Source organism: Microbacterium algihabitans (genome assembly GCF_032464975.1).
Classification (GTDB): domain Bacteria; phylum Actinomycetota; class Actinomycetes; order Actinomycetales; family Microbacteriaceae; genus Microbacterium; species Microbacterium algihabitans.
This window is the reverse complement of record NZ_JAWDIU010000001.1, coordinates 316,403-335,644: the sequence shown is the minus strand read 5'-3', so window position 1 is coordinate 335,644 and position 19,242 is coordinate 316,403. Positions and strand designations below refer to the sequence as shown.

Sequence of the window (19,242 nt, the reverse complement as noted above, 5' to 3'; positions counted from 1 at the left end):
CCCCACCGGGGTGAAACGCGTGCCGTCTCCGCGTGACGCTCGCCGCGCGATCGGGTGAGATTACTGGCGCATGAGCTCGACGGCGCGCTTGCTGTCGCCGTCGAAGGCCACGTTCCCCTCGCGCAGCAGGATGCCGCGACCGCACAGGTTCGACACCATGTCGAGGTCGTGGCTGACCACCACGAGCGTCTTGCCCGCGTCGTGCAGCTGACGGATGCGGGCCAGGCACTTCTGCTGGAACGGCTCGTCACCGACCGACAGGATCTCGTCGATCAGCAGCACGTCGACCTCGGTGTGGATCGCCACCGAGAACGCCAGGCGCAGGAACATGCCCGAGGAGTAGTGCTTGACCTCGGTGTCGATGAACTTCTCGATCTCGCTGAACGCGACGATGTCGTCGAAGCGCTCTTCGGTCTCGCGCTTGGTCATGCCCAGGATCGCGGCGTTGAGGAAGATGTTCTCGCGCCCTGACAGGTCGGGGTGGAAGCCGGCGCCGACCTCGATGAGACCCGCGACCCGCCCGCGGGTGCGCACCGCACCGCTGTCGGGGCTGAGCACGCCCGAGATGAGCTTGAGCATGGTCGACTTGCCCGAGCCGTTGAAGCCCAGCAGCGCCACCGCCTCGCCCTGCGCGATCGAGAACGAGACGCCGTCGAGCGCGTGGAAGTCGGTGGTGAGGGGCTTGCGGCGCACGGCCGCGAGGAAGGTCTCTTTGATGCTGTGCGTGTGGCGCAGCTTGAAGTCCTTGTGCACCTCGTCGACCACGACGCTCGGCTCGGTCATGGTGTGATCAGAGGTCCTGGGCAAAGCGACCCTCCAGACGGCGGAAGACGAGCTGGCCCACGAGGAGGAAGGTCAGCGAGACCACGACGGCGACGCCCGAGTACGCGAGCAGGCCGGGGAGGACCTGTCCGCCCTGCGGGTCGAGGGGGTACCAGACGCCGTAATGGAACAGTTCGACGGCGACGGTGAGCGGGTTCAGCCGGTAGAGCACGAACAACCAGTGCGGAACCTGGTTGGCGACCATCTCCCACTGGTACATCACAGGCGAGGCCCACACGGCGCACATGACGATGATCTCGACGAAGCTCTGCGCGTCGCGGAAGGTGACGTTAATGGCTCCGAAGAGCAGCCCCAGTCCGGTCGCCAGCAGCGCGATGATCACGAGGGCGAGCAGCAGGGCCCCGATGTGCAGCAGAGTGGGCGCCCAGCCGAAGATCATCGCGATGATGAGCACCACGACGATCTGCGGCAGCGTGTTGACCGCGGCGATGAGCATGCTCGACACCGGGAACATCTCGCGCGGCAGGTAGATCTTCTTGATCAGGGCGGCGTTGTCGATGAGCGAGCGGGTGCCGTTCGAGAACGCCTCGTTGAAGAAGGTGATGATCGTGTTGCCGGCGAGCAGGTAGATCGGGAAGAACTCGACGCGGCCGTTCATGCCGAGGAAGACGCCGATGGCCAGGAAGAACACGACGAACTGCACGAGCGGCTTGACGTACGACCACAGCCAGCCCAGGACCGACCCGCGGTAGCGGATCTGGATCTCCTTGCGGACGATCAGCGACAGGAGGTACCGCCGTCGGAAGACGTCGAGGAGTCCGACGCTTCCGCCCGGTTGCGTGAGCACGGAGGGCTCGGGCGATCTGCGGGACATTGCCCTCCTTGAGGCAGTGGATGGGGGAGGGGCGGCGGGAAGCCCCGGCGCGGAACGGGCCGCCCTCGATCCTAACCGGTCGCCCACAGGGAGCCCCCCATGTGGGTTGCTAGGATCACCGGGTCGCCCCCCGCCCGACGAAGAAAGAACTCTCCTCGCTGTGAAACTCGAAAGCGTCCTGGGCCAACCGGCTCTCTTCCAGTTGACGGCGGAGGCGGACGTCCCCACCGAGCTGTCGGAGCGAGAGCGTCGACTGCTGGTCGGAGCGCTGAACTTCCACGCTCTCACCGCCCCGGGTCGCGAGATCGACGCGCACGTCTACGACGGCACGTGGGAGCTCGAGCCGCGCACGACCGACGACGCCACCTTCGACGGGTTGTCGCGCATCTTCCGCAAGCGCCTCTACAGCCTGCGCTTCCGCAGCACCGTCGAGCCCGAAGACCGCCGCCACATCCGCGCCGAGGCCGTCGCCGACGCGATGATCGATCTGCCGCAGCGCCACCTCTACGTCTCGAGCGACGCCGCCCTCGACTTCGACCCGCCCCGCCACCTCGCCCGCGATCCGCTGCGTCGCGTTCTGCGCGCGGTGCGCGCCCGCACTCCTCTGCTCTACGACGAGGCGCGCGACCTCGAGCTGCTGCGCCATCGCCGCAGCTACGCCAAGCCGGCGGCCCGTCGTCAGTACGACAAGGAGTTCACCGGCAAGGGGCATCACGCCACGAGCGAGATCGTGCCGGTCGGGCCCGCCGAAGAGGGGGCCATCCCCGCTGTCCTGATCGGCATCCACTGGTTCGAACTCGGCGGCGCCGAGCGCTGGGCGTTCGAGACCATTCGACTGGTGCGCGAAGCGGGCTTCCTCCCCATCGTGATCAGCGGCCGCGACTCTCACCAGCCGTGGATCACGCGCGCCGAGCTCGACGGCGCCGTCATCATCCCCTTCTCGGAGCACATCGCCCGCTCGCAGACGCCCGGCGTCGAGCAGCTGCTGCGCGGTCTGCTGCGCTCGTTCGACATCCGCGGCGTCGTGGTGCACCACAACCAGTGGCTGTACGACCGCCTGCACTGGATCCGGCGCTCGCGCCCCGACATCCCCATCGTCGACTCGACGCACGTGATCGAGTACCGCGGTGGCGGCTTCCCCGTCTCGAGCGTGATGGTCGACGGCGTGATCACCGCGCACCACGTCATCTCCCCGTCGCTGAAGCGGTGGATGACGCAGGTGCAGGGCGTGCCCGCCTCGAAGGTCGTCATGGCGCCCCTCGGCGGCCTCACCGTCGCCCCCCGCGACGCGCAGTTCCGCCCGCGCCGCGACGGCACTCCCTTCACGGTGGCCTTCGTGGGACGCACGGCGCGGCAGAAGGCCCCCGAGGTCTTCGTCGAGATGGTCAACCGCCTCGGCGACGCCGCTGCCGAGATGCGCTTCATCCTGCACGGAGACGGCGACATGTCGGCCTGGATCGACGACATCATCCGCAACGAGGGACTGGTCGACCGCATCGAGCGGCGCTCCTCGCGCGTGCCCGTCGACGACACCCTCGCCGAGAGCGACCTGCTCGTGGTCACCTCCCACAACGAGGGACTGACCCTCACCACGCTCGAGGCGATCTCGCACGGTGTGCCGGTGGTGTCCACCGACGTGGGCGCGCAGTCCGACCTGGTCCCCGCGCGCGCCCTCGTGCCGCGCAACGTCCACCGCGCCGTGGCGGGTCTCGCCGACAAGGTGCGCTGGCTCGCCGCCGACGAAGACGCGCGCCGCCAGCTGTGGACAGACGAACGAGAAGCAGAGAAGCGGCTCCTGGCCGCCCAGACGGCGAGCAGCTGGTTCGCACAGGAGGTGGGCTCATGGTGACGGTCGCCGCAGTCGTGGTCACGTTCAACCGACTCGAGAAGCTGAAGACGGTGCTCGCCTCGCTCGAGGCGCAGACGCACGCACCCGCGAAGGTGTTCGTCATCGACAACGCCTCGACCGACGGCACCGCGGCGTACTTGCTCGAGCGCGAGTGGACGCTGCCCTACGAGGTCGTGACGATGGCGACGAACTCCGGCGGCGCCGGTGGCTTCGCCGAGGGCATGGTGCACGGGTACGCCTCGGGTGCCGACCACGTGTGGATCATGGACGACGATTGCTACCCCCGCCCGCAGGCGCTGGAGGCGCTCGTTCGCGGGTTCGAGCAGTCGGTGGCGGAGCTCGGCGGCGACGTTCCGTTCGCGTGCTCGGTCGTCGAGTACATCGACGGCAACATCTGCGAGATGAACAACCCCGTCCCCACGTGGGACTGGGCGCGTCTGCTCGTCAAGGGGCAGTCCAACGTCATGGTCACGGCCTGCTCGTTCGTCAGCGTGCTGATCCCGCGCTGGGCGATCGCCGAGTACGGCCTGCCGTACCGCGACTACTTCATCTGGTTCGACGACCGCGAGTACACCCTGCGCCTGACGCGGCGGTGCCCGGGCGTGCAGGTGATGGACAGCGTCGTCGTGCACGACATGGGTGAGAACCGCGGTGTGAACTTCAGCATGGTGGATGCCAAGAGCGTGTGGAAGTTCGCGTACGGCGTGCGCAACGAGGCGTCGTACCAGCTGCACCACCGCGGCCTGCTGTACTTCCTCGAGTTCGGTGCGCGCCTGTTCGTCAGCCTGCACCGCGGACGCGTCTCGCTGCCGCTACGGGCCAAGCTCCTCGGCCGCCTGTTCGCGGGCATCGGGTTCAACCCGAAGATCGAGTACCCCGAGCGTCGCCCGCAGCGCGAGCTCGCGGAGGAAGCGGCCGCGTGATCGGGGAGTGGTTCGCGGCCGTCCCCGCCCTGCTGGTGGCGGCCGCCCTCTTGATCGTGCCGGGCTACGCCGCCGCGCGCGCCGCGCGTCTGGGCGGACTGCTCGCGTGGGCGGTGGCCGCCCCCGCGTCGCTGACCGTCATCGGTCTGGCCTCCGTGGTGGCACCGCTCATCGGCATGCCGTGGTCGATCGTGCCCGTGCTGATCGTGGCGGTCGTGGTGATCGCGATCGCGGCCGTGGTGGGCTTCTTCTTCCGCGCCGGGCGCTCGGCATCCGCCGTCTCCGTTCCGTGGGCGTCGGTCGCGACGATCGGCGGACTCGTCGTGGGCGCGGTGCTGCTCACCGCGCAGCTCGTGTACGTCGTCGGCGCTCCCAGCGACTTCTCCCAGAGCTTCGACAACGTCTTCCACCTCAACGCGACGCGCTTCATCCTCGACACCCAGAACGCCTCGCCGCTGCACGTGGGCCAGATGACGAGCCCCTCGGGCGGCGTGCCGTTCTACCCGGCCGGGTGGCACGCGAGCGTCGCTCTCGTCGTGCAGCTCGTCGGCTGCTCCATCCCCGTCGCCTCCAACGCGGTGATGATCGCCGGCGCCGCCCTCGTCTGGCCCGCCGGCGTGGTGCTGCTCTCGGCCGCCCTGTTCGGTCGTCGCCCCGTCGTGCTGGCGGCCGCGGGCGTGCTGGCGGCCGGGGTTCCGGCCTTCCCGCTGCTGATGATCGACTACGGCGTGCTGTACCCGTTCTTCCTCGCGGTGTGCGCCCTGCCCGCGGTTCTCGCCGTGACCCTGTCGGCACTCGGCCTGCGCGCGCCCGAGAACGGCGCGTCGCGCGGTGTCGTCGTTCTCTTCCTCGTCGGCTCGCTGCCGGGCCTGGCGCTGTTCCACCCCGGCGCGTTCGTGGGCTGGCTGTTCGCGGGCACGCTCGCGCTGCTCTTCGCCGTCTTCGCCTACCTGCGCACCCGGCCCGCGCGACGCGCGGCGATCCTCGTGCTGTCGGGCTCGGCGGTCTGGCTCGTCGTCGCGTTCGTCGCCTGGCGCATCCTGCGCCCGCCGCTCGAGGCGCGCGGGTGGCCCATCACCGAGACGCTCGGTCAGGCCATGGGCGAGGTCGCCACGCTCGGCCTGTCGGGCGGAGCCGTGCCCATCGTGCTCGCCGTGCTGATGTGGATCGGCGTCATCGCCGCGGTCCGCTCGCGCCGGCTGATCGAGGTGTACGCCCTGGTGACGCTGGTGGTGTTCGCGGTGCTGTACATCGCGGCATCCGCGTTCCCCTGGGGAAACCTCCGCGATCTGCTGACGGCGGCCTGGTACAACAACGCCCCGCGTCTGGCCGCGTTGATCCCGCTCATCGCGATCCCGCTCGCGGCCTACGGCGTCGCTGTCGTCGCCGCCGTGCTGGCGCGTCTGGTGCAGCGCACCTCGATGACTCCGCGCGCCGCCGTCGCCGCCCTGGTCGCCGTCGCGGTGGTCGTGGTCGGTGCCAGCCAGCTCGTGGCCGTGCGCGACGCGGTCGTGGGCGCGTCGGGAGGCTACCGCGTCACCCCCGACTCGGCCTTGGTGTCGACGGACGAGCTCGCCCTCATCGACAAGCTCCCCGAGCTGGTGCCCGAAGACGCCGTGATCGCGGGCAACCCGTGGACGGGAACGGGGCTGGCCTACGCCCTCGCCGACCGGCGCGTGCTCATGCCCCACCTGCTCATGGACGTCTCGCCCGACATGCAGGTCGTCAACGACGACCTGGTCGACGCCGACGACGACCCGAGCGTGTGCCCGGCGGTGGAGGCCACCGACGTCGACTATCTGCTCGATTTCGGTACGCACGAGGTGCACGGTGCGACCCATTCGTTCCCCGGCTTCGCGGGCGCCGCGAAATCGCCGTCCCTGCGGTTGGTCGACTCCGTCGGCACCGCCCGTCTCTACGAGGTGACCGCCTGTGGCCGCTGACGCCGTCGAGCCGATCGACATCATCGTGCCCTTCTGGGGCGACCCGCAGCTGCTGTTCGACACGGTGGAGTCGGTCTTCGCGCAGACGGATCCGTCGTGGCGGCTGACCGTCATCGACGACTGCTATCCCGATGGGTCGGTGCCCGCGCACTTCGCCGCGATCGTCGATCCCCGCGTCACCTACGTGCGCAACGAGCACAACCTCGGCATCACCGAGAACTACCGCGAGGCGATCCGTCGGGCCGAGTCGGAGCACCTCGTGATCCTCGGTTGCGACGACCTTCTGCACCCGACCTACCTCGAGGTGATCCGCTCGACCGTGCGGGCGGTTCCGGATGCCGATGTCATCCAGCCCGGCGCGCAGGTGATCGACGAGCACGGCACGGTCGTGCGTCCGCTGGTCGATCGCGTCAAGACGGGGCTGCTCGCGCCGCGCCGACGAGGCGACGGAGCGATCGCGGTGCTGCGCGGTGAGGCGATGGCGACGAGCCTGATCCGCGGTGACTGGCTGTACTGGCCCTCGCTCGCGTTCCGCACCGAGACCCTGCGACGCATCGACTTCCGCGAGGGACTGCCGATCATCCAGGACCTCGCCCTGCTCATGGACATCGCGTTCGACGGGGGAGTGCTCGCCTACAACCCCAAGCTGGTGTTCTCGTACCGGCGTCACGGCGCCAGCGCGTCGCAGAAGACGCTGCTCGACGGTCGACGCTTCCGCGACGAGCGCGCGTACTACCGCACCGCCCGCGAGCTCGCCGCCGCGAAGGGCTGGTCGCGCACCGCGAACACGGCGCGCGTGCGCGTGATGTCGCGTCTGCACGGCCTCGCCGAGCTGCCCGGGGTCATCCGGCACGGAACGAGTGCCGGGATACAATCGACCGTCGCGCACATCTTCGCGCTCTGAGCGGCGTCGGCCTCCCGTCGCACCGAACTCCAGGAGAACTCTTGCCCGATCACGTGCTCATCACCGGCGGCGCCGGGTTCATCGGCTCACGACTCGCGCGGCGCTTCGTCGACGCGGGGCACACCGTGACCGTCCTCGACGCGCTCATCCCGCAGGTGCACGGCGACGACCCCGCGACCACGTCGCCGATGCTCCGCTCGATCGCCGACGACGTCGAGGTCATCCAGGGCACCGTCACCTCGACCGACGACCTGCGTCGCTCGCTGGCGCGCGCGACCGTCGTGGTGCACCTGGCCGCCGAGACCGGCACCGGCCAGTCGATGTACGAGATCGACCGCTACGTCGAGACCAACGTCGGCGGTACCGCGAAGCTGCTCGACCTGCTGACGAACGAGGAGAACGAGGTCCACCGCCTCGTCATCGCGTCGTCGCGGTCGATCTACGGCGAGGGCGCGTACCGCACCGCCGACGGCCGCACCGTCTACCCCTCGCACCGGGCCGACGCCGACATGGCCGCCGGAGACTTCGAGGTGCACGTCGAGGGCGAGGACGCCCTCGAGCTCATCCCCACGGCGGAGGACGCCCGCCTGCACCCCTCGTCGGTCTACGGCATCACGAAGCAGATGCAGGAGTCGCTGATCATGACGGTCGCGCCCACGATCGGCATCCAGCCGGTCGCTTTGCGCTACCAGAACGTGTACGGCCCCGGCCAGTCGCTGAAGAACCCGTACACGGGCATCCTCTCGATCTTCTCGACCCTCATCCGCCAGGGCAAAGAGATCAACATCTTCGAAGACGGCCTCGAGAGCCGCGACTTCGTCTACATCGACGACGTCGTCGAGGCCACCTTCCTCGCCGCGACCCACGACGCGGCCGGCGGGCACGTGCTCAACGTGGGCTCGGGTGTGGCCACCACCGTCCACGACGTGGTCTCGGCGTTGTTCGCGGCGTTCGGCACCGAGGTGCCCACGCGCGTCTCGGGCAACTACCGCCTCGGCGACATCCGTCACAACTTCGCCGACACCACCGCCCTGCAGCAGCACCTCGGTTTCACGCCGTCGGTGTCGTTCCGCGACGGCGTCGAGCAGTTCGTGCAGTGGGTCCTCACCCAGCCGGTCGAGGGTGACAGCTACAAGCGTTCGCTCGACGAGATGGCCTCGCGAAACCTCCTGAAGTGAGCGTCGCCACCGCCCTGCGCGGGACGCCGTACCCCTATCGTGCGAACAGCCTGAACCTGTTCCGGCTGATCCTGGCCGCGCTCGTGCTCGTCGCCCACGCGTTCTACATCGCGGGGCGCGGCGAGGGCCCGCACCTGCACGGCGAGAACCTGGGCGGGTGGGCGGTCGCGGGCTTCTTCGTGCTCTCAGGCTTCCTGATCACACGCAGTCGCCTGCGCACGCCGCCGGGGGAGTACCTCCTGCACCGCATCGCCCGCATCTTCCCGGGTTTCGTGGTGTGCCTGGTCGTCACCGCTTTCGTCTTCGCGCCGGTCGCCGCCCTCATCGAGCACGGCACCCTCGCCGGGTTCCTCAGCACGCCCCTCACGCCGCTGCAGTACATCTGGGGCAACATCACGCTCTACATCGACCACTACTCGATCGGCACGACGCTGCAGTCGGTGCCCTATCCGGGAGCGTGGAACGGGTCGCTGTGGACGCTGTTCTACGAGTTCTGCTGCTACGTGCTCGTCTGGCTGCTGGGTGGTCTCGCCGTGTTCCGCCGGTCGCCGTGGCTCGCGGGCGTCGCGTTCGTGCTGAGCCTGATGGTCTGGATCGGTGTGGAGTTCGCGCAGCGGTGGGGGCTCGACGAGAGCTTCTTCCTCCTCGCCAAGCTCGCGCCGTTCTTCCTCGGCGGGGCGTTCGTCTTCTTCATCGTCGAGCGCGCCGGTATCAACGCGTGGGTCGCGATCGGGGCTCTGGCCGTCGCGCTGGCCCTGATCTTCCTCGTGCCGCGCTGGGGCGGACAGGCGGCGGCGCCCTTCCTCGCGTACGGACTGCTCTGGCTGTCGTCGGTCATCCCGCAGCCGCGGTGGATCGCGCGCAACGACGTGTCGTACGGCTTCTACATCTACGCGTGGCCGGTGCAGCAGCTCGTCGTCCTCGTGGCCGGGGCGTCGATGTTCTTCCCGCTCTACATCCTGATCACCGTCGTGCTCACCTTCGCGTTGGCCTACCTGAGCTGGATCCTGGTCGAGCGCCGGGCCATGCGGTGGGTGCGCCCCGCCGCCGTGCCGGGGGCTGCCGCGGGAGCCGCCCGCGACGCGCAGCGCTCCTGACGTAGGCTGGCTGATCGTGCCCCGCGTGCTCGTCGACCTGCTGTCCTACTCCGGTACCAAGGGCGGGATGGAGACCTACACCCGCGACCTGTACCGCGCCCTCGGTGAACTCGACGACGATTACGAGTACATCGGCTATCTGAGCCGCGAGGGGGCGACGCTGGACCGCTCGTGGTTCCCCGGTCGCATCATCGAATCGGGCATCAGCGGAGAGAACCGATTCCTGTGGGCGTGGGGCGAGCTGACCCAGGTGGCCCGCGCCGCCCGCGCCGAGGGCGTCGACCTCGTGCACGCCCCCGCGACCCTCGGCCCGCGTCGAACCGCGATGCCGACCGTCGTGACGATGCACGACATGCTCTACTGGTCGCACCCCGAGTACATGTCGACCCCGCTGTACACGGCACCGGTGAAGTGGATGGAGAAGGTCGCCGCCCGCAACGCGGCGCGCATCGTCACCATCAGCCCGACCTCGGCCGACGAGATCGTGCGCTTCCTCGGTGTGCCCCGCGACACCCTCGACGTGGTGCCGCTCGCGGGGAGCTCCCCGACCGGCGTCGATCGATCGCGCGCGGGCGAGGCGGGGCCGTTCATCCTGGCGATGGGCAATCGTCGTCCCCACAAGAACTGGGGCGCGCTGATCCGTGCCATCGCGCTGATCCCGGCGGAGCGTCGACCCCGCGTGATCATCACCGGAGGGCGCGGTGACGACCCGCTGACGGCGGAGGTCGATGCAACCGGCATGCACGACTGGGTGCAGCTGCGCGGATGGGTCGACGATGCCGAGGTGGTGGAGCTCTACTCGACCGCGACCGCCCTCGCGATCCCGTCGCTCGCCGAGGGGTTCTCGCTGCCGACGCTCGAGGCGATGGGCGCGGGCGTGCCGGTGCTGCTCAGCGACATCGACGTGCACCGCTTCGTCGGCGGGCCCGCAGCGCGCTACTTCGACGCCCGTGACGACCGCGCCGTCGCCGCCGCCATCGACGAGGTCTGCTCGGACGCCGACCTGCGTCAGCGGCTCAGCGTCGACGGTCTCGCTCGCGCGGCGGAGTTCACCTGGGAGCGCACGGCGCGCGAGACCCGGGCGAGCTTCGACGCCGCCCTCGGCCTCACGCGGTAGCAGTCGGGCGCCGTCGGGCGATGGTGACGGCGTGCACGACGACGCCGACGATCGGTCCGGCCACGAGAGCGACGAGAACGCGGGTCAGACCGTCGATCGGCACGAACAGCGTCGCCACGGTGACCACGGATGCCGTCGCCCAGCCCGCCAGGTATGCGGTGTGCCGCTGCGCCGAGAGCACGGCGGGTCCGGTGATGCAGAGCAGACCGGTCAGGCCCGCGCTGCCGACGATCGCGGCGTACGCGCCGGAGGGGAGCTCGTACCGCTCGCCGTAGAGCAGGCCGACGACCCACGGACCCACGTACACCGCGAGCCCGGCCAGCACCGCGGTCAGGGCGAGCAGGCCCGCCCCCCACGTGAGCACGCGTCGACGCGCCTGCGCCGGGTGGTCGCGGAGCGTCACGACGAGATAGCTCTGCAGCGCGAGCAGGGGGATGACCAGCGGGGCGCGCGTCAGCGTGATGACGAGGATCAGCGAGGCCAGCAGAGCGGCGTCGACGCCCAGCGGAGCGATACCGAGCAGGAACGGCAGTCCCGAGATCATCACGCCCGTGGCGATCGAGGCCCCCACCGTCTGCAGGCTCTGGCGCAGCAGCACGCGAAGCGTCGCGTCGACCTCGACGCGGTTCCGGATGCCGCGCCCCGTGACGATCCACAGGATCGCGGCCGCGGCGGCGAAGGGCAGGGCGACGGCCCATCCGGTCACGGCGACGCCGAGGCCCAGTACGACGGCGACACCGACCGTGATCGCGCGGAGCACGGCATCCGTCACCGTCATGCCGGCCACGCCGCGCCAATCGCGTACGCCGTACAGCGCCCCGCTGATGACGGCGACGAAGGTGTAGCCGACCGCGGCGGCCGCGAGCGCGGCGACGAGGGCGACGGCGTGGTCGCCGAACACGCGCGGCGCCCAGAAGAACGCGGACGCGGCGATGACCAGCGCCGCCCCGACCGCGTAGATCGACGCGAAGCGCCGGAGGATGGGCCACCCCCGACCCGTGTCGCTCGAGCGCGACGCGCGCGTGGTCTCCTGCTGCACGCCGGCCAGACCCGAGACGACCAGATACACGACCGACCAGAAGACGCTGAAGACGACGTACTGCTCACCCGTGAGGAACGCCGGGACCGCGGCCTGGATCAAGTACCCGAGGCCGCCGGCGACCACCGTCGCACCGAGGATCCAGGTGAGTCCGCCGCCGTTCGCGGGAGCCTGCGTGGGGGAGTCAGACACCCGTCTGCTCGATACCCGGCGTCGGACGCTCCGGCGTCGTCGGCTCGGGTGCGCGCGGCGACGAGGGTGCGTCGAGCGCGTCGACGCGCGCGGTGAGGTGCTCGAGCTGCGTGCGCAGGATCGTCACCTCTTCGGCGGTGCGCCGGATCTCGTCCTCGGCCTGGGAGAGCTCCCACGACAGGTGCAGGGCGACGGCGAGGAGCAGCACGATCGCGATCGCGAAGAGGAGGTTGGCGGGCAGCTCCACCCCGAGCACGCGGGTGAGTCCCTGCAGCAGCTGCGGGAAGATGCCGAGCACCAGAACGCCGAGGCCGATGACCAGCCACAGCGCCGCGTACTTCTCGCGCAGGCGGCGCGTGAGCAGGAGCGCCAGCACCACGACGATGAGGACGAGTGCCAGCACGATGCCGAAGAACACGATCACACCGGCCCCCGTTCCCGACCGGTGGGTCGTCGCATGATGGCCAGGCTCAGCGCGAACGCGGAACGCAGCAGGTAGACCGTGGATCCCCAGGCGCCCTGGCTGGGGCGTCCGAAGGCGCGCGGGCGCATCGCGACCGCGACCTGGGTGACGGTGAGGCCGGAGTGGCAGGCGGCGACGAGCGAGTCGAGCGTGTCGCCCAGGTACTCAGCGGGGTAGTACCGCACGTACTGCTCGATCGCGCGCGGGCCGGCGGCGCGGAAACCGCTCGTGACGTCGGTCAGGCGCGTCTTGGCGACGCGCGACACGATGGCCGCGAGCAGCTTCATCGCCCACTTGCGGGGTCCGCGCACCTGGTAGTCGCCGACGTCGCTGAAGCGCGCACCGATGGAGATGTCGGCGGTCTCGAGGCCCGCCAGCACGCGGTCGATGTCGGCCGGGTTGTGCTGACCGTCGGCATCCACCTGAATGGCGCGCTCGTAGCCCATGCGCTTGGCATAGGTGAAGCCGGTGCGCATCGCGCCGCCGACGCCGAGATTGAACGGGAGCGACAGCACGATCGCGCCGGCCTCGCGGGCGACGGCGGCCGTGGCATCCATCGATCCGTCGTCGACGACGGCCACGTCGTAGTCGCGACCCGTGGCGAGGATCTCGCGCACGGTCGTGCCGACGTTCTGCTCCTCATTCCATGCGGGAACGATGACGAGCACGGAGGAAGCGGGACGGGTCATGGTGCCTGAAGCCTATCAACCGGGCCCGTGCGCTCCCGCGTCACTGCACGCGGAACGAACCGTCGGCGCTGAGCACGAGCGTGCCCTTCTCGAACCGCTGCGACCACTGACCGTCACCCGAGCGTTCGTTCTCGATCGGCCATCCGAGCGAGCCCTTCTCACCCCCGCGACGCAGCCATTCCGCCCGGATCGCCCCGCGGGTGACGAAGCCGCCCTTGGCGGACACGAGGATGCTGCCGCCCGTGAAGTCCTGGCGGAAGCCGCCGGCCGTCGCGTACTCGTTCTTGACCGGAATGCCCAGGACGCCGCCCGCACCGCCCTGCTGGAGGTGCACCGTGCGGATGTAGCCGCGGGTGACGTACGTGGCGGAGGAGCCGACGTAGACCGTGACCTTCTCGAACGGCTGCGCCTTCCACCCCGTCGCGACCGTGGCGAGCGGACCCGTCGCGAAGCCGTAGGCGTCGACCTTTCCGTTGTCGCGGTAGTTCTTCCACACCGCGCCCGTGACGGCGGTGGCGAAGCCGGTGCGCGCGACGGTGACCACGCCCGACTCGAACGGCTGGATCCAGCCGGACGCCTCTTCACGCTCGACAGAGGTGGGGGCGCCGAGAGCGGCGAAGCCGCCCGCTGCGCGAGCCGTGTTCAAGATGGCCCCCACGATCGCTCCGGAGGCCGAGCGGTCCGCGTTGACCCAGACCTCGCCGCCCTGGAAGCTCTGGCTCTTGCCGCGCTCGGTGGTCTGGAAGGCGCCCGTCGGCATGCCCAGGCGACCCTGCACGCCACCCGCGGCATCGAGCGGCATCACGATCGAGGCCGGCACGTCGACGGTCGTCGACGTGCTGCAGTAGATGCGACCGCCCTGGAACTGCTGCATCACCCCGCCGGCCACCTTCTTCTCGGGCCCCACCGCGGCGCCGAGGTAGCTGTTCGCCGCACCCAGCGAACGGTACTGGCGCCCGATGACCCCGGCCACGGCGTAGTTGCCGCTCTTCGAGGTGGTGAGGGTGGTCGCGCCGAAGTCCTGCGAGTACGACCCGTTCGAGCCGACCTGCGGACCGGTCGGGGGACCGACCGTGGAACTGGTCCCGGCGGCCGTGAGCGCCTTCGACAGCGCCGTCACGGCGAAGGTGCCGCTGGTCGTGGCGAAGACCGAGCCGCCCTCGAAGCGCTGCATGAAGCCGCCCGTGGTGGCCTTCTCGTTGTTGATGGGGGCGCCGAGCGCGCCGGAGATGCCGCCGGCCGCCGCGTAGCCGCGGTAGATCTCGCCGCGGACCGTGAAGCGGTCGTTGGCGCTGGTGCGCAGCATCAGCCCGGCGGTGAACTGCACGTACTGACCGGCGTCGACCTTGGCCACGGCGGTGGGCCAGCCCACGCTGGCGACTCCGCCCGCCTTGGTGTACACCGTCGTCCACGCCGCGCTGAGGGCGGTGGTGGCGGTGGGGCCCTGGAAGATGCTGCCGCCGGCGAAGTCCTGCCGCGCGCCTCCCGAGAAGGAGTAGGCCCGGGTCGACGGCCACCCGAGGGTGCCCGTGACATTTCCGGCCTTCTCGTACGTGTCGCTGATCGGGGGTGCCACGGCGAACCCGCGCCCGTCCGAGGGGCGGACGTAGATGCGACCCGAGTCGAAGTCCTGGTACCAGCCGCCGAAGGCGCGCGAGACCGCGCCCGCGGGCCAACCCAGGCCGCTGTTCGCCTCGCCGACGGCGCGGTATTCGGTGCGCGTGCCGCCGACGGTCGCCTGAACGGCGGTGGTGCCGTTCTTGAGGTAGAGGTCGGCGTTCTCGAAGCGCTGCGACCACCCGCGACCGGGCCATTCCGTCATCGCGCCGGTCGATCCGCCGATCCAGCCGCTCGCGCCGCCGGAGTCCTGCCAGAAGCGGGTGATGGCCGCGCCGCGCTGGGTGGTGGTGCTGCCGAACCAGTCGGTGAAGAAGCGGAAGAAGTTGCGGTTGCCGTACGCCGAGCACGAGTCGCCCTCGCCGGCCCCGGCCCGCAGCGCCGCGGCGTTGGGCTGGTACGGCGTGTAGTAGTAGAGGTTCGCCGTGGCCTGGTTCTGGATGTACACCGGCGACGAGCCGCACGAGGCGTTCGGGTTGTACCGGATGTTCCACGTCTTGCCGGGGGCGTAGTAGGTGAAGTACTTGTTCTGCGAGTAGATCTTCAGCTGGCGGGCCGCACCGTAGACCTGGTTGAAGAAGCCGTAGTAGCGCGTGTCGCACGCCGCGGTGTCGGGGCAGCCCTGCCCCATGGCGATCGTGTAGCGCCAGTCGGACGGCCACGTGTGGGTGATGAGGCCCTGCTCCTTCTCGAGCATGACGATGAGCACCTGGGGGTTGAGACCGCACGCGGTGGCGACCTTCGACAGGATCCGCGCGGCGGATTCCGACGACGCCCCGGTGTAGGTGTCGCAATAGGTGTCGGCCGTGCGGGTCGCCGTGTTCTGCCGGAAGTCGCGCAGGCAGGTGTAGCCCGACTGGCACTTCGACACCTTGCCCTTGAGGAAGGAGTCGATCTGTCCCTCGGTCATCGTCGTGGAGTCGAAGAAGACCTCGTCCGAGATGATGTTGCCCGGTCGGAAGAGCGACATGTCGGCGGCGGGGCGCAGGTCGATGGCCGAGACGGCCGCCTGGGGGGCCGCGACCGCGGCGTCGGCCGCGGACGCCGAGGTGGGCGCGCCGGCGAGGGCGAGAGACGCCACGAGCGCGATCGTGGCCAGCGAGGCCGTGAAGATGCGCGCGGCCAGGCCGGAGATGCGTTCGGTCACCCGCCTTATTGTGACGGACGTGACGGGTGAATACCACCGTGAACCGAGAGACTGGTGATATATGAGCACTCGGCGGGTCGTCACGTGCCCCGCTGCCGGGGCGGCTGCGACCGCTGTGGCACGATTGACGCGTGAAGGGCATCATTCTCGCCGGGGGTTCCGGCACGCGTCTGCATCCGATCACTTTGGGCGTGTCGAAGCAGTTGATCCCGGTGTACGACAAGCCGATGGTCTACTACCCGTTGTCGACGTTGATGCTCGCCGGCATCCGCGAGATTCTGGTGATCACGACCCCGCATGATGCGCCGTTCTTCGAGCGGTTGCTGGGGGATGGGTCGCAGTTCGGGGTGAACCTGCAGTTCGCTCAGCAGCCGTCGCCCGATGGGTTGGCGCAGGCGTTCACGATCGGTGCCGATTTCATCGGCGATGACAAGGTCGCCCTCGTCCTGGGCGACAACCTGCTTTACGGTCCCGGTCTGGGTACGCAGCTCAAGCGCTACGCCGACGTCGACGGTGGCGCGGTGTTCGCGTACTGGGTGGCGGAGCCTTCGGCGTACGGGGTGGTCGAGTTCGACGACGACGGCAAGGCGGTTTCTCTGGAGGAGAAGCCCGCGTCCCCGAAGTCGAATTACGCCGTCCCGGGGTTGTACTTCTACGACAACGACGTCATCGACATCGCCCGCAACCTCGCTCCTTCTCCTCGGGGGGAGTACGAGATCACCGACATCAACGCCGAGTACCTGCGTCGCGGGAAGCTGCAGGTGGAGGTCCTCCCGCGGGGGACGGCGTGGCTGGACACCGGCACGTTCGATCAGATGACGGATGCCGCGGATTATGTCCGCACGATGGAGCGGCGTACGGGCCTGCGCATCGGGGTGCCCGAGGAGGTCGCGTGGCGGCAGGGGTTCCTCACCGATGACGAGGTCGCCGAGCGTGCGCACAAGCTGGTGAAGTCCGGGTACGGGTCGTACCTGTTGGAGATTTTGGAAAGAGGCCGCTGATGGCGCACCTTCTCGTCACCGGCGGTGCCGGGTTCATCGGATCCAACTTCGTCCACCACGTCGTGGAACACACCGATCACACCGTGACGGTGTTGGACAAGCTCACCTACGCCGGCAACAAGGCCTCCCTCGCCGGTCTCCCGGAGGATCGGGTGCGTCTGGTGGTGGGCGACATCGCCGACCCGGGCGTCGTGGATCCCCTGGTGGCGGAGGCGGATGCGGTGGTGCATTACGCCGCCGAGTCGCACAACGACAACTCCCTGCACGATCCGCGTCCGTTCCTGGACACCAACATCATCGGCACCTACACGCTGCTGGAGGCTGCGCGCCGTCACGAGACGCGGTTCCATCACATCTCCACCGATGAGGTGTACGGCGACCTCGAACTCGATGACCCGGCCCGGTTCACCGAGAACACCCCCTACAACCCCTCCTCTCCGTACTCCTCCACCAAGGCGGGGTCGGATCTGTTGGTGCGGGCGTGGGTGCGTTCTTTCGGGGTGCAGGCCACCATCAGCAACTGCTCCAACAACTACGGCCCCTACCAGCACGTGGAGAAGTTCATTCCCCGCCAGATCACGAACGTGCTGCGCGGCATCCGCCCCAAGCTGTATGGGAAGGGTGAGAACGTGCGCGACTGGATCCACGCCGACGATCACTCCTCCGCCGTGCTCACCATCCTCGACAAAGGCCGGATCGGTGAGACGTACCTGATCGGTGCCGATGGGGAGAAAGACAACAAGAGCGTGGTGGAGATGATCCTCCAGATCACCGGGCACCCCGCTGACGCGTACGACCTGGTCACCGACCGTCCCGGTCACGACCTGCGTTACGCGATCGACTCCACCAAACTCCGCACTGAGTTGGGTTGGACCCCCACCTACGGTGATTTCGCGTCGGGTCTTGCCGCGACCATCGACTGGTACCGCGAGAACGAGGCGTGGTGGGCGCCCGCCAAAGACGGCGTCGAAGCGTTCTACGCCAGCAAGGGACAGTGACAGTGGCGACCGCGTTCGGTAAGGCCCTCACCGTCACCCAGACCCCCATTCCGGGGTTGATCGTGCTGGATCTGCCGGTGCACGGCGATTCCCGCGGCTGGTTCAAAGAGAACTGGCAACGCGAGAAGATGACCGCCGACACCATCGGGCTGCCCGATTTCGCTCCGGTGCAGAACAACATCTCCTTCAACGACGCCGTCGGCACCACCCGCGGCATCCACGCCGAACCCTGGGACAAATACGTCTCCGTCGCCACCGGCCGCATCTTCGGCGCCTGGGTCGACCTGCGCGAAGGCGACACCTTCGGCGCGGTGTTCACCACCGAACTCGATGCCTCGAAGGCGATCTTCGTCCCCCGCGGCGTCGGCAACTCCTACCAGACCCTCGAGCCGGACACCGCGTACACCTACCTCGTCAACGACCACTGGTCACCCGAGGCGACCTACACCTTCCTCAACCTCGCCGACGACACCGCCGCCATCGACTGGCCCATCCCCCTCGATGAGGTCGAGATCAGCGCGAAAGACAAGAACCACCCCCGTCTGGGGGAGGTGGTGCCGATGCCGCCGAAGAAGACCCTCATCACCGGCGCCAGCGGTCAGCTCGGCCGGGCCCTGCGGGCGGAGTTCGGCGAGCACCCCTGGATCGAATACGCCACCCGAGAAGACCTCGACCTCACCTCACCCGAGCTAGGCACCGCACGCCGCTGGCGCGAATACGACACCATCATCAACGCCGCCGCGCACACCAAAGTCGACGCCGCCGAAACCCCCGACGGCCGCGAAGACGCCTGGGCCGCCAACGTCACCGCCGTCGCCGCCCTCGCCCGCATCGCCACCACCCACGGCCTCACCCTCGTCCACGTCTCCAGCGACTACGTCTTCGACGGCACCAAAACCGGCCCCTACACAGAGACCGACCCGGTACGCCCCCTCGGCGTCTACGGACAGACCAAAGCCGCCGGCGACGCCCTCGCCGCGACCGTCCCCCGCCACTACATCCTCCGCACCAGCTGGGTCATCGGCGACGGCAACAACTTCGTGCGCACCATGGCCTCCCTCGCCGCCCGCGGCATCGACCCCCGCGTCGTCGACGACCAGATCGGGCGCCTCACCTTCACCGACGACCTCGCCCGCGGCATCCGCCACCTCCTGCACACCCACGCCCCCCACGGCACCTACAACCTCACCGGCACCGGCGAACCCCGCTCCTGGGCACACATCGCCGCCCAGGTCTTCGCCCTCACCGGCCACGACCCCGCCCGCGTCACCGGCGTCAGCACCGACGACTACTACGCCACCGCCACCGGCCCCATCGCCCCCCGCCCCCGCAACAGCATCCTCGACACCACCACCCTCGAAAACACCGGCTACACCCCCGCACCCGCAGACACCTCCCTCGAGACCTACGTGAGCGGGTTGTCCTGAG

General features: G+C 69.3%; 16 protein-coding genes. 10 read left to right on the top strand and 6 right to left on the bottom strand.

The features are described 5' to 3' along the window. Window positions 1-60 precede the first annotated feature (60 nt). Both RWH43_RS01575 and RWH43_RS01570 read right to left on the bottom strand, forming a co-directional pair. Complete coding sequence (locus tag RWH43_RS01575; protein ID WP_154096041.1) at window positions 61-783, bottom strand: ABC transporter ATP-binding protein; 723 nt, start codon at window positions 781-783, stop codon at window positions 61-63. 7 nt (window positions 784-790) lie between these two features. Then, window positions 791-1,657: an ABC transporter permease gene (locus RWH43_RS01570; protein WP_144828917.1), complete on the bottom strand. Its 867-nt coding sequence runs from the start codon at window positions 1,655-1,657 to the stop codon at window positions 791-793. Window positions 1,658-1,817: 160 nt separating this feature from the next. Between RWH43_RS01570 and RWH43_RS01565 the strand changes: the two genes are divergently transcribed. The 7 genes from RWH43_RS01565 to RWH43_RS01535 are packed head-to-tail and all read left to right on the top strand — an operon-like array spanning window position 1,818 to window position 10,668. Further along, window positions 1,818-3,506 carry a glycosyltransferase gene (locus RWH43_RS01565; protein WP_144828914.1) on the top strand — a complete coding sequence of 563 codons (1,689 nt, stop codon included), beginning with the start codon at window positions 1,818-1,820 and terminating at the stop codon, window positions 3,504-3,506. Beyond that, the gene (locus RWH43_RS01560; protein ID WP_154096040.1) at window positions 3,500-4,429 is read left to right on the top strand and encodes a glycosyltransferase family 2 protein; all 930 of its coding nucleotides are present in this window, start codon (window positions 3,500-3,502) and stop codon (window positions 4,427-4,429) included. The genes RWH43_RS01565 and RWH43_RS01560 overlap by 7 nt, the downstream gene beginning before the upstream one ends. Next, window positions 4,426-6,372, top strand: coding sequence for a DUF6541 family protein (locus RWH43_RS01555; protein ID WP_316000487.1), 1,947 nt, complete (start codon window positions 4,426-4,428; stop codon window positions 6,370-6,372). Before RWH43_RS01560 ends, RWH43_RS01555 begins: the two co-directional genes overlap by 4 nt. After that, on the top strand, window positions 6,362-7,276 hold the full coding sequence (locus tag RWH43_RS01550; protein ID WP_316000486.1) for a glycosyltransferase family 2 protein: 915 nt from the start codon (window positions 6,362-6,364) through the stop codon (window positions 7,274-7,276). Before RWH43_RS01555 ends, RWH43_RS01550 begins: the two co-directional genes overlap by 11 nt. 41 nt (window positions 7,277-7,317) lie before the next feature. Beyond that, window positions 7,318-8,454: an NAD-dependent epimerase/dehydratase family protein gene (locus RWH43_RS01545; protein WP_316000485.1), complete on the top strand. Its 1,137-nt coding sequence runs from the start codon at window positions 7,318-7,320 to the stop codon at window positions 8,452-8,454. Next, complete coding sequence (locus tag RWH43_RS01540) at window positions 8,451-9,551, top strand: acyltransferase family protein (protein WP_316000484.1); 1,101 nt, start codon at window positions 8,451-8,453, stop codon at window positions 9,549-9,551. The genes RWH43_RS01545 and RWH43_RS01540 overlap by 4 nt, the downstream gene beginning before the upstream one ends. A gap of 16 nt (window positions 9,552-9,567) precedes the next feature. Then, window positions 9,568-10,668, top strand: coding sequence for a glycosyltransferase family 4 protein (locus RWH43_RS01535; protein WP_316000483.1), 1,101 nt, complete (start codon window positions 9,568-9,570; stop codon window positions 10,666-10,668). Here RWH43_RS01535 and RWH43_RS01530 read toward each other — a convergent pair. Genes RWH43_RS01530 through RWH43_RS01515 form a run of 4 tightly spaced genes read right to left on the bottom strand, consistent with a single transcriptional unit; the run spans window position 10,658 to window position 15,815 of the window. After that, window positions 10,658-11,899: a polysaccharide biosynthesis protein gene (locus RWH43_RS01530; RefSeq protein WP_316000482.1), complete on the bottom strand. Its 1,242-nt coding sequence runs from the start codon at window positions 11,897-11,899 to the stop codon at window positions 10,658-10,660. The genes RWH43_RS01535 and RWH43_RS01530 overlap by 11 nt on opposite strands. Further along, a complete protein-coding gene (locus tag RWH43_RS01525; protein ID WP_144828893.1) occupies window positions 11,892-12,323 on the bottom strand; it encodes a DUF2304 domain-containing protein in 432 nt (143 codons plus the stop codon). The genes RWH43_RS01530 and RWH43_RS01525 overlap by 8 nt, the downstream gene beginning before the upstream one ends. Then, window positions 12,320-13,051: a glycosyltransferase family 2 protein gene (locus RWH43_RS01520; protein ID WP_144828890.1), complete on the bottom strand. Its 732-nt coding sequence runs from the start codon at window positions 13,049-13,051 to the stop codon at window positions 12,320-12,322. The genes RWH43_RS01525 and RWH43_RS01520 overlap by 4 nt, the downstream gene beginning before the upstream one ends. A gap of 40 nt (window positions 13,052-13,091) precedes the next feature. Beyond that, complete coding sequence (locus RWH43_RS01515; protein WP_316000481.1) at window positions 13,092-15,815, bottom strand: LGFP repeat-containing protein; 2,724 nt, start codon at window positions 15,813-15,815, stop codon at window positions 13,092-13,094. 131 nt (window positions 15,816-15,946) lie between these two features. On the opposite strand from RWH43_RS01515, the gene rfbA reads away from it, so the two are divergent. The 3 genes from rfbA to RWH43_RS01500 are packed head-to-tail and all read left to right on the top strand — an operon-like array spanning window position 15,947 to window position 19,241. Further along, on the top strand, window positions 15,947-16,816 hold the full coding sequence (gene rfbA / locus RWH43_RS01510; RefSeq protein ID WP_144828884.1) for a glucose-1-phosphate thymidylyltransferase RfbA: 870 nt from the start codon (window positions 15,947-15,949) through the stop codon (window positions 16,814-16,816). Next, on the top strand, window positions 16,816-17,814 hold the full coding sequence (gene rfbB, locus RWH43_RS01505; protein WP_316000480.1) for a dTDP-glucose 4,6-dehydratase: 999 nt from the start codon (window positions 16,816-16,818) through the stop codon (window positions 17,812-17,814). The genes rfbA and rfbB overlap by 1 nt, the downstream gene beginning before the upstream one ends. A 2-nt stretch (window positions 17,815-17,816) precedes the next feature. Further along, complete coding sequence (locus RWH43_RS01500; protein WP_316001103.1) at window positions 17,817-19,241, top strand: sugar nucleotide-binding protein; 1,425 nt, start codon at window positions 17,817-17,819, stop codon at window positions 19,239-19,241. Window position 19,242: the final 1 nt, after the last annotated feature.

Coding starts and splice junctions, on each gene's coding strand:
- RWH43_RS01575 (WP_154096041.1), bottom strand. CDS start 783: ATGACCGAGCCGAGCGTCGTGGTCGACGAGGTGCACAAGGACTTCAAG.
- RWH43_RS01570 (WP_144828917.1), bottom strand. CDS start 1,657: ATGTCCCGCAGATCGCCCGAGCCCTCCGTGCTCACGCAACCGGGCGGA.
- RWH43_RS01560 (WP_154096040.1), top strand. CDS start 3,500: ATGGTGACGGTCGCCGCAGTCGTGGTCACGTTCAACCGACTCGAGAAG.
- RWH43_RS01520 (WP_144828890.1), bottom strand. CDS start 13,051: ATGACCCGTCCCGCTTCCTCCGTGCTCGTCATCGTTCCCGCATGGAAT.
- rfbB (WP_316000480.1), top strand. CDS start 16,816: ATGGCGCACCTTCTCGTCACCGGCGGTGCCGGGTTCATCGGATCCAAC.